The sequence below is a fragment of the Brevibacillus sp. NSP2.1 genome (genome assembly GCF_000470975.2).
GTDB classification, from domain to species: Bacteria; Bacillota; Bacilli; order Brevibacillales; family Brevibacillaceae; genus Brevibacillus; species Brevibacillus agri.
This window is the reverse complement of record NZ_CP048274.1, coordinates 4,974,629-4,987,119: the sequence shown is the minus strand read 5'-3', so window position 1 is coordinate 4,987,119 and position 12,491 is coordinate 4,974,629. Positions and strand designations below refer to the sequence as shown.

General features: G+C 40.2%; 23 protein-coding genes. 17 read left to right on the top strand and 6 right to left on the bottom strand.

Features of this window, described 5'->3' with window-relative positions; all coding sequences use genetic code 11:
- Nucleotides 1-9 precede the first annotated feature (9 nt).
- The 6 genes from M655_RS24330 to M655_RS24310 all read left to right on the top strand — a co-directional run bounded on the left by M655_RS24330 (nt 10) and on the right by M655_RS24310 (nt 2,683).
- The gene (locus M655_RS24330; RefSeq protein ID WP_005832245.1) at nt 10-654 is read left to right on the top strand and encodes a hypothetical protein; all 645 of its coding nucleotides are present in this window, start codon (nt 10-12) and stop codon (nt 652-654) included.
- A 217-nt stretch (nt 655-871) separates the two neighbouring features.
- Nucleotides 872-1,123 carry a hypothetical protein gene (locus M655_RS24325; RefSeq protein WP_100228563.1) on the top strand — a complete coding sequence of 84 codons (252 nt, stop codon included), beginning with the start codon at nt 872-874 and terminating at the stop codon, nt 1,121-1,123.
- 48 nt (nt 1,124-1,171) lie between these two features.
- On the top strand, nt 1,172-1,870 hold the full coding sequence (locus M655_RS24320; RefSeq protein ID WP_026558473.1) for a metallophosphoesterase: 699 nt from the start codon (nt 1,172-1,174) through the stop codon (nt 1,868-1,870).
- A 17-nt stretch (nt 1,871-1,887) separates the two neighbouring features.
- Entirely contained in the window at nt 1,888-2,043 is a 156-nt protein-coding gene (locus M655_RS24315) for a hypothetical protein (protein ID WP_165329015.1), read from the top strand.
- A 33-nt stretch (nt 2,044-2,076) separates the two neighbouring features.
- Nucleotides 2,077-2,352, top strand: coding sequence for a DUF7669 domain-containing protein (locus tag M655_RS28415; protein WP_420796657.1), 276 nt, complete (start codon nt 2,077-2,079; stop codon nt 2,350-2,352).
- Nucleotides 2,321-2,683: an NUDIX hydrolase gene (locus tag M655_RS24310; protein ID WP_005834415.1), complete on the top strand. Its 363-nt coding sequence runs from the start codon at nt 2,321-2,323 to the stop codon at nt 2,681-2,683. The genes M655_RS28415 and M655_RS24310 overlap by 32 nt, the downstream gene beginning before the upstream one ends.
- 45 nt (nt 2,684-2,728) lie before the next feature.
- Here M655_RS24310 and M655_RS28175 read toward each other — a convergent pair whose 3' ends face one another.
- From M655_RS28175 to M655_RS24290, 5 genes are all read right to left on the bottom strand, one after another.
- Nucleotides 2,729-2,848 carry a YgiT-type zinc finger protein gene (locus M655_RS28175; protein ID WP_353505646.1) on the bottom strand — a complete coding sequence of 40 codons (120 nt, stop codon included), beginning with the start codon at nt 2,846-2,848 and terminating at the stop codon, nt 2,729-2,731.
- Between the two features lie 114 nt (nt 2,849-2,962).
- Nucleotides 2,963-3,121, bottom strand: coding sequence for a hypothetical protein (locus M655_RS24305; RefSeq protein WP_165329014.1), 159 nt, complete (start codon nt 3,119-3,121; stop codon nt 2,963-2,965).
- A gap of 106 nt (nt 3,122-3,227) precedes the next feature.
- A complete protein-coding gene (locus M655_RS24300) occupies nt 3,228-3,563 on the bottom strand; it encodes a hypothetical protein (protein WP_005834419.1) in 336 nt (111 codons plus the stop codon).
- A gap of 57 nt (nt 3,564-3,620) precedes the next feature.
- The gene (locus M655_RS24295) at nt 3,621-3,824 is read right to left on the bottom strand and encodes a hypothetical protein (RefSeq protein WP_026558472.1); all 204 of its coding nucleotides are present in this window, start codon (nt 3,822-3,824) and stop codon (nt 3,621-3,623) included.
- Between the two features lie 53 nt (nt 3,825-3,877).
- Nucleotides 3,878-4,528 (bottom strand): GGDEF domain-containing protein, encoded by a 651-nt coding sequence (locus M655_RS24290; protein ID WP_026558471.1) that lies wholly within the window; start codon nt 4,526-4,528, stop codon nt 3,878-3,880.
- 165 nt (nt 4,529-4,693) lie between these two features.
- On the opposite strand from M655_RS24290, the gene M655_RS24285 reads away from it, so the two are divergent.
- Together M655_RS24285 and M655_RS24280 are read left to right on the top strand one after the other, a co-directional pair.
- Nucleotides 4,694-4,948, top strand: coding sequence for a helix-turn-helix domain-containing protein (locus M655_RS24285; protein WP_026558470.1), 255 nt, complete (start codon nt 4,694-4,696; stop codon nt 4,946-4,948).
- A gap of 134 nt (nt 4,949-5,082) precedes the next feature.
- Entirely contained in the window at nt 5,083-5,604 is a 522-nt protein-coding gene (locus tag M655_RS24280; protein ID WP_081414801.1) for an AbrB/MazE/SpoVT family DNA-binding domain-containing protein, read from the top strand.
- Between the two features lie 57 nt (nt 5,605-5,661).
- On the opposite strand, the gene M655_RS24275 is transcribed toward M655_RS24280, so the two are convergent.
- Nucleotides 5,662-6,096 carry a DUF3888 domain-containing protein gene (locus M655_RS24275; protein ID WP_051353988.1) on the bottom strand — a complete coding sequence of 145 codons (435 nt, stop codon included), beginning with the start codon at nt 6,094-6,096 and terminating at the stop codon, nt 5,662-5,664.
- A 114-nt stretch (nt 6,097-6,210) separates the two neighbouring features.
- On the opposite strand from M655_RS24275, the gene M655_RS24270 reads away from it, so the two are divergent.
- From M655_RS24270 to M655_RS24230, 9 genes are all read left to right on the top strand, one after another.
- Nucleotides 6,211-6,603, top strand: coding sequence for a hypothetical protein (locus tag M655_RS24270; RefSeq protein WP_026558469.1), 393 nt, complete (start codon nt 6,211-6,213; stop codon nt 6,601-6,603).
- Nucleotides 6,604-6,869: 266 nt separating this feature from the next.
- A complete protein-coding gene (locus M655_RS24265) occupies nt 6,870-7,001 on the top strand; it encodes a hypothetical protein (RefSeq protein ID WP_274388598.1) in 132 nt (43 codons plus the stop codon).
- Nucleotides 7,002-7,059: 58 nt separating this feature from the next.
- Nucleotides 7,060-7,230, top strand: a complete 171-nt coding sequence (locus M655_RS24260) for a hypothetical protein (protein ID WP_238503224.1) — start codon at nt 7,060-7,062, stop codon at nt 7,228-7,230.
- Between the two features lie 426 nt (nt 7,231-7,656).
- Nucleotides 7,657-8,079, top strand: a complete 423-nt coding sequence (locus M655_RS24255) for a Uma2 family endonuclease (RefSeq protein WP_251255392.1) — start codon at nt 7,657-7,659, stop codon at nt 8,077-8,079.
- A gap of 29 nt (nt 8,080-8,108) precedes the next feature.
- Nucleotides 8,109-8,645, top strand: coding sequence for a hypothetical protein (locus M655_RS24250; RefSeq protein ID WP_026558467.1), 537 nt, complete (start codon nt 8,109-8,111; stop codon nt 8,643-8,645).
- A gap of 58 nt (nt 8,646-8,703) precedes the next feature.
- Nucleotides 8,704-8,934: a hypothetical protein gene (locus tag M655_RS24245; RefSeq protein ID WP_005834438.1), complete on the top strand. Its 231-nt coding sequence runs from the start codon at nt 8,704-8,706 to the stop codon at nt 8,932-8,934.
- A gap of 1,750 nt (nt 8,935-10,684) precedes the next feature.
- Nucleotides 10,685-10,897 carry a hypothetical protein gene (locus M655_RS24240; protein ID WP_026558465.1) on the top strand — a complete coding sequence of 71 codons (213 nt, stop codon included), beginning with the start codon at nt 10,685-10,687 and terminating at the stop codon, nt 10,895-10,897.
- Nucleotides 10,898-10,914: 17 nt separating this feature from the next.
- On the top strand, nt 10,915-11,859 hold the full coding sequence (locus M655_RS24235; RefSeq protein ID WP_026558464.1) for a PD-(D/E)XK nuclease family protein: 945 nt from the start codon (nt 10,915-10,917) through the stop codon (nt 11,857-11,859).
- Nucleotides 11,860-11,964: 105 nt separating this feature from the next.
- A complete protein-coding gene (locus M655_RS24230) occupies nt 11,965-12,456 on the top strand; it encodes a helix-turn-helix domain-containing protein (RefSeq protein WP_035423398.1) in 492 nt (163 codons plus the stop codon).
- The last annotated feature ends 35 nt before the right edge of the window (nt 12,457-12,491 follow it).

Here is a 12,491-nt window from a genome sequence, read left to right as displayed (position 1 = left end):
TTTGGCTACATGAGTAGTAGCTCAGTTATTCAAGCATTCGGTAATGATTTTCTTTCGGCGTTTGGCATTCAATTGGGGCGAATTGTTGAGCATGTTCCGACTGAGATTGTAAATCTTCGAAAAGAGAGAGTCATGATTGAGGAACTATTCCGATTAGAAGATGATAGCCTGCTTTATTTTGTGCTTCACGCCTCGCCGAATCCAAAAGATTTGGATGAATTGATGGTTCAATTAATGGAACATAATTTGAAGATCTATGAAAAGTACGAGAAATTGATAAATACCGTTGTCGTATTTGGACCAGCGATATCCAATGCAAAAACTTCCATAGATCTCGGTGCTATCAAATACAGGATCTCGGATGCTATATGGATGAGCCGAATTGATGGTGATGAAATTTCCGAAGATCTCGCCAGAAAAGTGAGACATACTGGTGAACTTACGGACGAGGAATTGTCCAGGTTTGTTCTTCTTCCCTTTTTACAGACAAATCTTTCTCGTTATGAGAGGGTGGTGGAGGCAATAGAGATCGCCAATCAGTTGGTTGATCACGGAAAAAGGGATTTGGTATTAAAGCTCATGAAGGCGATGACTGGGAAGTTGCTTATAGGCGATGACTTTGAACAAATTGTACAATCCTTTGAGAAAATTTAGATGATATGTAGGGGATCGGAAAAATCGGTTGAATGCCAAAATCCGATCCCTTTGTGTTTAAAAAGGGAACGTTGGTGCAGTTATTGTTCAATTGAGACAACATAGTTGGAACTTAGGCAATTGAAATTCATTGAAAGTGAGAGGATATATGGAAATATACGGGATATCCAATCATAATGGAAATAAGGGAAATGGCAAAGAAGTGGGGGAAGACAAAATGAACATTGAGATTCTCGGTGAGGAAGATTTTAAGCATTATAAAGCGATCCGAGATGGATATTTCGTCATAATCGACACAACGAGAAGGCTGATACATACTACAGGATGTTCAGATGTGAATATCTCAAGCTTCCGAGTGAAGGTGTTGGAGAATACAGGAAAAAATGGGCGTTATTATTTTACTGATGATCTTGTAGAAGGAAGAGAAACATTTCGAGCGGAAAAATGTAAGAATTGTCGTCCAAAATAGGTGTGATGTTGAAAAGTGGGATATTGGTAAGCAGAAGGGGATGAAGAGTTGAAATATTTCATTACGGATATCCATGGCGATCTAAAAGGAATGAGATTATTACTGAAGCATGTCGGAGTCGATTTGACGAAAGACCAGCTTGTGATTGGCGGGGACATGATAAACAGAGGCAAGGACAGTGCAGGAGTAGTTAAGGAAGTAAAAGCATTAATGGAAAAGCATCCTGATAACGTTCAAGCGATCATCGGCAATCACGAGGAGATGATGAGTTGGTATTTTGAACGTGGCGACAGGTTGTGGCTCAGCCATGGAGGAAACGAAACAGTACAAAGCTTCCAAAAGGCGTTTCCAGATGAGAAGCGTAGGCAAGAGCATATATCCTGGGCTTGTTCCCTACCCCTGTTTTTCGAAGACGATGAGTTTGTTTACACCCATGCAGGGTTTAACCCATACGAACCGTTAGACGGCCAGAATAGGGAAATTCTTTGGATGGAGGAGATGGATTTTTACAGCATCTCTAAAGACCTGCTTTTATCTGCTACCAAAGGCAAACCAATTGTCCATGGACATACTCCAGTTGAAAGAATCTACTTCGATGGAGTCCGCATAAACTGTGACCTTGGATCTAACACCTACTCAATCGTAGAGGAAAGGGGATTGGCTTTGGTCAATCTGACCGAAATGATCTATTGGGTTTACAAGTCTGCTCAGAAGAAGATCGAGAAGCGGAAAGTCGGGAAAATATAGGAATGAGGTTGGAGTAAATGAAAGATGGCTTTCTGTCAGATCGAAAAGTTGAGGAGCTTGAAGATGAGGCAAATGGTATTTTCGTTGTTTCTCCAGATGAAATTTCAGACTCCGAGCGAAAGGCGTATGATAAAATGACCGAGCAGTACATTCAAGAGCAGAAAAAGCAATAATCAAAAAACTATCGAGATGAAATCTTAGCCGCTGTGCGTGAGATCATAAAGCGAAAAGGCATTAATGAGTTTGAAGTTGGTGAGATCGTGGAATACATGCTCGGCAAGAATCCCAATTTGAACGTTTCGACCATTTGCACGCATATCACTTCAAGATGTTGTATAAATGCCGTCGCTAACCATGCTGTTACGTATAATGATTTTGAGCGAATTGGACGAGGGATTTATCGTTTATTCCAAACAGGATCCAAGGTCGAGGAAAGGGGAGAGTCGTCTTATGATTGCTCAAGGAATCATCATTCGAGATGATCGAGTATTAATGGTCAAGCAGTATGTCGAACGAGGGGATATTGTTTGGAATTTCCCAGGTGGAAAAATGGAAGAAAACGAAACTCCAGAGCAAGCTTGTATCAGGGAAGTGAAAGAAGAAACTGGATACGACATTCGAATCACAAAGCAATTACATGAAGAAAGTGGAAAATTCACCTTTGTAGCCGAACTCTTAGGCGGGGAACTCTATCTTGATAACCAAAATGAGTCGAACCAAGATATTATAGAAGTTGCATGGATTCGATTAGACGATCATGAAAAATTTGATTCGTATACATTGCCATTGTTGCGTATACTTTTGGAAGTGTAGATAAGGGAAAATGCTACTGTTAGTTATTAATCCCTTCTTGATAGATCACTTTAGCTTTTCAATCTCCTCTATAATTTTAATTGCGTCTGAATGGAAATACTCTTCTCCACATTGAGAACATTTGAACCCATTAACTTTCACACTTATAATGTGTTTGGATTCCACGGCGATTTCCAGTTCGGCAGGAGGGACATTTGTACAGCCGCAAAAAACACATTGCTTAATACTCGTCAAAACAGTTCACTCCTCAAGTTTTGTTTTCTAATGAATTCCTGCTCCTCATTTTCCCTTAGCCGTTCTCATGATAGCAATAAGGTCAACATACTCATTTAGTTTGGCAGATCCAGCAAGTCGAGCAAGACTGATTGCCTTCTCTTGGTTAGATTGCTGTTTGGTAGTATGATTGGTAGCCGAGCTGTCTTGACGTGCATCATTCATAATAATATACCTCCCTTACGAGCTTGAGTTGCTTTGCCCTTTTTGAACTAATCACCTATCTCAATTTGTTTTGTCTCGTAATAATGTCTACGAAGTGTTGAACGAACTATTCATTTCCTCGCACTTGTCGGCAAATTTCAAGGGAATTAATTTGATGCTTGGTTTTAACAGAGCCACCAGCCAATAGAGCCGCTCGTTTTTTCTCAGGGTCCATATGCTTATTTTTCGTTTGACCAATAAGTTTGTTATGCATTGCTATTGTTTGCACCCAACGGGAACCTTCATGGTGGACGAATTCAGGGTCAGAATAAAGCATTGGCAGTAAGTTAGAATTCTGAATGCATTCTTGGGCTTTCTCTAAGGAAATGTTGAAATGTTCTTGTAATTCGCTGGTGATTTCATTTATGAGCCATAAATCTGCTTGATTCAGCTTTCTTTTCATGAAGTACCACCTACCTTTCGTGTAACAGAGCTGAGGAAATATCCCCTTATCGAAATCCTACTCCGTTCTGTTTTCTGCCTTCCAATCCCTGCTTTCCTCCTGATCACCGTATTTTATCCGCTCACGGATCGAGTCAAGATCAAAAGGAGATGTAACAGACCCTTTCATCTGCTTCATGATCTCCTTTTCCTCTCTTGTCAGCCCTGTTTTCCCTGCCTTATTGATTAGCTTTACATCACGGATGTTCTGATTTTGATTCATCCTCCATACCTCCATTTTGGTGGTTAAATAGAAAGGGACAAGCGAACTATTTTTCACTTGACCCCCGTTTTCTTCTGTTCCTTATACATGTACATATTTTGGTCGGCTGATTTGATTAGTTCGTCTAATTCCCGACTTTGATCAGGGAAGATCGCTGAACCAATCGAAACTTTAACTTCTATGCTGACTTGATTCGAAAGATTTTCTAAATCATTATGCAGCCTCATGATAAGAGTTTGTAGTCCAGCCTCATCTTTGTAATGACCAATTACCAGGAATTCGTCCCCTCCCCAGCGAGCGGAGATATCGCTTTTTCGTGTTGATCTAACCAGTGTTTCAGCTATCTGAGTTAGAATCAAATCACCTTTATCATGACCATAGTCGTCGTTAATATGTTTGAAATTGTCACAATCAATAACCAATAAAAATAGCTTGCTATTTGCTCGTTCAGCTAATGATGCGATCTTTTCAAAACTTTTTATCACGAATCTTCGATTGAACAGCCCTGTCAATTCATCTTTCTCAGAAAAAAATTTGACCTTATCATACTGTTTGCCAGTCCAATATCCCCAAATTATCAAGAGAGGATAGGTATATACATCGAATGGTTCAACTTTTCCGTCTCGACAAAAATAATAGACGATATACATCGAATGTAATAAAAAAGCAAAAATAGTCAAAACGATTCTACCAGTATATTTCATGCTGAATCCCGCCTATTTTACTAAAGAAGGTATAATTTAGCATTGCTATAAAGCATAATAGCACAAATGGATGGGGATTTCATGAAATAAATTGGTTTTGTAGGCTATAGCCTATAGAGTTGTGGTGTAGTTTATCTTCTAATGTTCTCAAAAAGGAGTAAAACCTTGATTGAGAACATTTTTGGTGAGATATTACGCAACCATAGAAAGAATCGGAAACTGTCACAGGAAGACTTGGCACTAAACGCTGATATTGACAGAAGCTTTCTATCGGAAGTAGAGCGTGGAATTAGGAAGCCCACCATAAACACCGTCTTTGCTTTATGCTATGCACTTCAAATAAAGCCATCAGATTTGATACGAGAAGTGGAAGAAGAATATGAACATAACCGTGAAACGCATCATTTATCTGATGACTAATTCCTGGGCAAAGTAGATCAGTGGAGTGACTCCTCTGGTCTTTTGTTTTTATTGAGTAATGGAAACATGACAAGTAAAATAGTGGTAATCGTAGATGTTGTGGGAAAGAGCAGTTTGGAATTGGGGGACTTTTCTTGAAAAGCATTGGAATTGTCAGACAAGTGGACGAACTTGGAAGGGTCGTTATACCAAAGGAACTTCGTGATGTACTCGATGTCCAGATCAAAGATCCTTTAGAAATTTTCATTGATACAGAAAACGAAACGATCATCCTGAAAAAATATCAAGGGAACACTTGTATATTTTGTGGTCAGTTTAGCGATGAAATGGTGTACTTCAAAAAATATTTGGTTTGCCATACATGCATAGGAGAAATAGTGCCATCATCGGAGGTGGACGCAGGGGATAGGAGCATTATTACCGAACATAATGAGATTATAATCTCTGAGCCCGTCATGGATACAAAGAAGAGGAAAAAACATAAAGGAAACAAATCTGCCGAGTTACTGAATCAGCTACATGAGGCGTTCCTGGTAAATCCGAAAGCATCTCAAGTGGAATTGGCAAAAGAATTGGGTATTTCACAAGGATACGTTTGTATTTTGATGAAAAAGTTACGGGAGTCAGGGCTTATTACCAATAAAAAGCAGATGTAAGGGAAGGATTGAAACAGGACATATAGAACAGATTCCTATCCCCCTGCATTCTTTATTTCACTGTCTCTTGATATGCTTCCAATGCGGTGGCAGTTTATGATCTTCAAGATGCTTGTAGCCCAATACTTTCACTTGCCCTCCACCATTGATGCTAAAGGTAATAAGATCTTCGCCAACAGCGATGTGAGGACCAACGTAGGGTGTAACTTTCACCTTAACAATAAACTGAGAAGTTCGATACCCGCCTGGACGATCAATCGTCATCTCTGTACCGTAGTAAGGAGAGAACGTAGGAGGTTCAGTTAATAATTTGCTGTAATACTGGTGAACCTCTTTCTCAATTTGTGGAGACAGCAAGGTAAGGATGACATCTTGATAAAGCACTGAATCTGTTTGATTAGATGATGACACATGATGAGCGGCGTTAACACCATTGTATGTGAATATGTGAAAAAACATCAAGGAGAGAAGAAGTTGATATACTTTTGACATAAGAGCCTCCAGTCATGTCGTAGCCATTCCTGTTCATACCTTTCCCTTTCTTAACTCCAGAAATGAAAATTGGATAGAAAATCAGGACATCTTAACGCTGTGGTGGTGATAAACATGACAATAATAAGCAATTGGTTTGTTGTACTGAGCCTTCTTACTGGCTTGTTTGGTCAACAGGGTGAAGAACTCAGACGGACAGTAATTACCTCTGTATCCACTGATTTACCGAAAGAAGGAAATTGGTGGCAAGTTCCCAAAGGAGTCAAACAGATGACAATTAAGGTGGAAGCTAAAAACGCAGAGACGGTTCTGTTCTGGGTTATTCCAACAGGGACTCAAATGTGGAAGGAAAGAGAACTAATCGGATACGATAAAGACGGCAGTGACGGATGTTCGATCACATGGAAATTTGGAGATCGAAAATTTCATGATCATATCCATGTGCAGGCTTTGGGGGATGAAACGATTTCAAACGAGATAATAAACGTTACATCAGATTATCCTTAGAGTAATTTCATTCCCGCTGTCATTACTCCTGATTCAATGCCGTTATATTCAAAACGAAATTGTATTTTTATGGAAGTTTATAGGTCAGTATGTTATATTGGAGTCCAAGTAGTCAGTGAAGGGAAGAGAATGAAATGATACTGGATCTGAATAAGCTCTTTTTCAAATATAATTTCAAAGGTAACCAATGAGCACTCAGCCGCAGGCTGGGTGTTTTTATATGGTTTTCAAAGCAACTCCATTGTCCTTGAGGGGGGGTGACGACAGTGAAAGCGTTGGTAGCAAAGTTGAAATCGAAGCAAGTGGTTCAAAACATTCTTATTGAGACTACTGCCGATTTGTTAATGGTCGCAATGGGCATCGTGATTGCCTATTATATCAAGACGATGATGTTTTAAAGCCAGGATAAGGTTTTGGAGGGGATGGGGTTTGAAAGAACAGAATGGAGGGGCTGTCATGGATCAGAGAGCAGATTACTATGAGAAAGTCATTCGAGCCATTGATGACGATGAAGATGAAGTGGTTCTCGTACTATCAGCTAATATGCTTCGTAAGGTAGGGATTGAGATCGGAGATAATGTGATGATTGAAGCGAGGAAGAATGAACTGGTCATCAGGAAAGGATGAGCACGAAAATGGATGAAAGTAAAACATACAAAAGGAGAGCTGGCCTGAAGCGTAGGATGAAATCTCGTCGAAACAATACTTGGCCAAAAACAAACATGGGGAACTGGGCATATCAAAGTCTTTTTGAGCAGATTGATCGGACACTGGAACTGCTTAGTAAGCGGCGGTGTCGGTGACATTACACATCGGCTTCAGAAATTGGAAATATTTAAGTGATTTAAAGGTTGTGCCATTAATATTCAGGTAACAATGATAGAGAGCTGGCGAAATAAGATACCTGCCAAATGAAATGATGCATGAATGAATAGCTTACGAACCAATTGATATTGATGAAGGGAACTTGGTTGAAATGGAAATAAAGAACGAGTCCAACAAAAAAACTTCTAACCCTTTATCGTCTCCTAATTTGGAAAGCGAGGTGAGATGATGAGTGAAAGCAGATTACTTCGGGCAAAGACTTTTGCTAATCTCCTAACCGATCTTCATGTCTATGCAAAAGAGAATAAAATGGGGAAGGTGCTTCAGCGAACAGCAGTGTTTTTGGACAATAGATCTACCGTACTTGTACCAGACATTTTGTTTGTAACCAAAGAGAGATCTGAAATTATCAAAGACAATGGTATTTACGGTTCTCCCGACTTTATAGCAGAAATCTTCACAGGTAGTCTGAGGAATTATGAAAGGCTCATGATAAAAAAGAAGGAGATTTATGCAGAGGTAGGCGTGAAAGAGCTTTGGATTGCTGATCCTTTGAATCACAAATTCATTCATAAACATGTGTTGAGTGATGGCACATACTTAGAAGGTAACGAGTCAAACTTATTTCCGAACATAAAATTGCATCTATGAAAGTAAGGGAAGCGGGAGAGTGAGAATGGATGGGACAATATCTCCAACTCGGAATCGTGCATAGACTGTCGGTTTCTAAAGAAAAAATGAATAGCATGGGGCTGAGTGTTGAAAGGGTAAAGGATGAACTGAACAAGGAAGTAGATATGGCACTGTATGACCTTGATGAGAATGATGTTCTGGTTAACTTCGTGCTCAAAGATTCAATAGTCATGGAACAATTGGGTAGCTTTTTGCGGTATCAGTATTCATTGTACGACCAGAATGGAGATAGTCATTTTGAATCAGTGGTTCAAGCAATTTCTGAGATGTCTAATCCAGAACAAATTTTTGAGCTGGCAGAAGAAAAGCGGTTCGCCTGCTTTCAAAATAATCTAATTGTCCATAATATCCAGGTGTCCCACTGGAAATCACTGAGAGTGGAAATATCGCTGCTTGTACTTTTCGTTGAAGGAAAAATCTTCATGGAATGTTACGATTCATTCCTAAAGTATCTAACCAATATTGTACGGGAGACGAGCAAACAATGGTCAATTTGCGGAGCATTTGGTTGTTTCATTGATTAATAACAGAAGGAACAACCTCATCCCTTTAAACCTGCATTTTGGAAAGGATGAATTGAACATGCAGTTAGTTCCAAAAAAGGAACCTCAGAAAGTTGATTACCAAATTTGGGAGTCGCATACACCTGGTGAATACAAGCTCGAACTTGTTGATGGAGAATGCTTGTGGGGTGGCGAGGGGCGGGATCGAATGGCTCTGATGCTCGTGTACAATATGGGGCTGGAGGCTTTCACAAAGCTTTTGCCAGACGAGAGCAAACAAGCCTTGAGGGATCTGTTGGGGTCTGGGTAATAGGGCCTATGATCCTCGGTCCATTTGCCTGTTTCTTTGAAAGAAGGATAGTGGAAGGAAAACGAACCTTGATAGTTAGGTGAGATACTTAGGAATGCGAAACAAAGGGTTTCGAAACTGTTTTATCGCTTGTTACTAACAAAAAAAGAGATAAAATGGAACTTGGAGATGTAGCTTTGCCCTTGTTGGTCGGCTCGCTCTTAATAGCATTTTTGCGTTTCGAACGAGAACTGCCTGGGCGTTGGGATGCTTTAGGGTGGTTCTTTGTTATTTAGACACAAACGAAAAGGGCAATCCAAAGCAGAATGCCCTTTATTCGATCATTTACTGATTTTCTACAAAAAACTCTGCAATATGGTGTCGAAGACCATCGAGTCTGGCTTTCTCCGATACAGGTAAACCAAGTGTCCGACTCTTTCTACTGCACATCCAACAAGAACAATGGATTTTACCTTTTGCTAATCGACCATATTCGTAATTCTTGACATTCCATAGAAAATGCTTGATGATCTTGCGTTTACGATTAATGACTCTCTTCCGATGATGTCGGTAATAAGCTCGATTTCGATTGGTACGAAATGGTTTCAAATTCTCCACGCTCCCTTGGCAGAGGCTCAGCCTGCAAGAGAGTCCAAGGGGCTTTTTAATCCCTTACAGGCTGAGCATGAAGGAAGCAGTGAGGTTGTGCTGGAAACGGATCATTAAACCTCACTCCTAAGTCTTTTTATTTTGGCCAGTTTACTGATTTATCACCAAGAATACAATCCAAAGTGGGAATGCAATAATCGGGACTAACGAAACCCAAGCTAACCAAATCAGTTTACGATTACTCTGGACGGAAAAAGCGATCAGAAAATGGAAGGCGTACAGAAGCAAAGTTCCTTCGAAACGAGGTGTAGCGTTCAGATACCAAACCAGAGGATAATACAAAAATGCACTAAGGATCATGTATCGCCAATTCAAAGTGAGAATAGCGATTACAGCAAACAGGATAGAAACAATGGTTGAACCCCAAAAAATAATGCTAATCATTGCAGATCGCCTCTTTTCTTGCAAATCCATCGACAGGTTTTATAAACTTGCATATATGTTCAGTGGGAATTGCTGAAAAGTTATGCACAATGTATGAAAGTTGTAAGAGAAAAATAGGTGAATGATCGAAGAACAGGTCTGAAAGTAATGCAGTAGATCATAACTCTCATGAAGATTTTACTAAAGATGTATGAAAAAGTTGCATAATTGTGCATAATTGAGTCCCGAATTTTTTCAGTTATTCACATAACAATTTTAAAATATCCACAATATTCACAAAGTTATTTGTGAACAATATCTGGATAAACACGACTTATCCCCAAGTGCCAGTTGCCCACTCCACCTGTTCTACCTTTGTCTGCTGAGCAATTGTGTCTGGAAAATTTTATTAAGGCAATTACACACAAGCCCACTTTAGCATGTTATAATCCAAATTAATCGCACCAAACATTTGTTCTGAATAGAGGGATGACGCATTATGCGAAGAAAGAAATGGAATAGCAAAAATCAATATATGAACCAAACAAGGGCATCGAATCCATGACAATACGTGGAGGCGATGCCCTTTAACTTTTCAATAAAAATATGGTGTGAACTCTATTGAATCGTTATGAATGGGCAGGTGAATTGCGTGAAAGTACGGTTTACGAAACACGCCTTGAAGCGATGTGATGAACAAAGAATCGATTATAGGTGGGTTAGGAGTCAACTGCGAAAGATGCCCAATTTTTATGGAGAGTATCAATGGTCACTCAAAAATGGGCATCAAGCCGTTGTTTTGAAAGACAATTCAAGCATCTTGGTGATCACGGTGATCGGGGCTAAAAAGAGGAAGCAAGGAAAGAAAACGAGGAGAGGGCTTCTTCCATTGGATCCTAAAGAACAGGGATGCCTACGTGAGTCGGAGGAAAGAGATATGGCTAAGGAATAATGAAGAAGGTGAAATAGATGGTTCAAGTGAAAGACTATCCTGAATTTAGCTGGAGTTTCACTAAGCATAAAATACTCCTGGAATGTGAGCTTCGGTACGCCCTATCCTATTATTACTCATATGGAGGATGGCGGCAGGATGCATCCAATCGTTCCAGGCACATTTATCGACTCAAAACGCTTCAGTCCATTAATATGGCTTTCGGTTCAGCGGTTCATAGTCAAATTCATCGGATCGTTGGACAACCTGATTCATGGAAAAAGATGCCTACAGAGTCGGAGATTATGACAAATGTTAGGGCGGATCTAAACAAAGCGTATCAGGACTCAAAATATCGGCACGCATCTTGGTACGAGAACCCCAGTAATACCCAGATGCTCATGGAAATCTACTATGACGGTGAGTTGCCTTTTGAGGTGATAGCAGATTATCAAACAAAACTGCCTGTAACTGCCCAATATCTGCTCTCATGTCCGACAATTCATCATGATCTTCTCCAGCGGCGGAATGAATTGAAGCTCATAACTGCTGAAAGATTCCGTTGCATCGAATTCAAAGGTGTCAAGGTCTGGGGCGTTCTGGATTTGCTTTATCAAGACTTGAGGAACAGGAAGTATGTCATCGTTGATTTTAAGACGGGCAAACCATCTGCTAATGGAGACGATGTAACACAGCTCATGTTGTACGCTTGGTTTGTAAGAGAATTATTCGGCATCGATTGTTTGGAACAGATTGAATTGAGGAACGAATATTTGGCAGACGGAAGAACTCTAACCTACACCCCGACATCCTTTGATTTTGAAAAAGTTGAATACCTGCTTCACACAAGCATTGAACGGATGCATTCCTACTTGAAGGATGTGGAGCGAAATGTACCGACCGAACTTGAACAATTTCAGCCGACCAAGAATAGGAGAGCTTGTGAGCGTTGCTCATTTCGTGAATTATGCAACGTTGTATGAGTTGATGGATCAAGTTATAGCGGGAAGGTCAACTGCTTAAAATAAATGGTTCCTAATGAACAAAGGATTCTCATCACGGGAAACAATCGAAAGGAGAAATGAAACATGACAGACGTTATGAATCAGAGTCTAATCAGCTTGGATGAAGAGGAGGAAAAGGGTGGAGTTTTTGCGGTATCTCAGAATTTCGGAATTATGTTACGCCATTATAGGGTCAAGGTTAAGGATATGACTCTAAAAGAGTTAGCTGAGGCATCGCAACTTTCCGAGTCGTATATAAACCGTTTAGAGCGTGGCGAGAAAGTGAGACCCTCTGTTCCAACTGTACTGCGGCTGGCGGATGCACTTGACATTCCACATTCCGTCTTGATGGCGACAACCTTTCAGTCCGTTGAAAACAACGCTCCTATGACATTAGCGGACGTGTTAATTCAAAACAACTACGTGATCAATGAGCGGACATTGAGTAAAGAGGCAAAGGCATTGCTTGTGAAAATCAACGAATATATCGTGCAATGTGACTGGAGTCCACGGAGCAAGGTTAAGGATTTGTACACATTATCTGAGATGGTGGACGAGTTCAAGGAAGCCATCTGATTATACTGGAAGACTAATAAAGGTAGGGGGCGGGG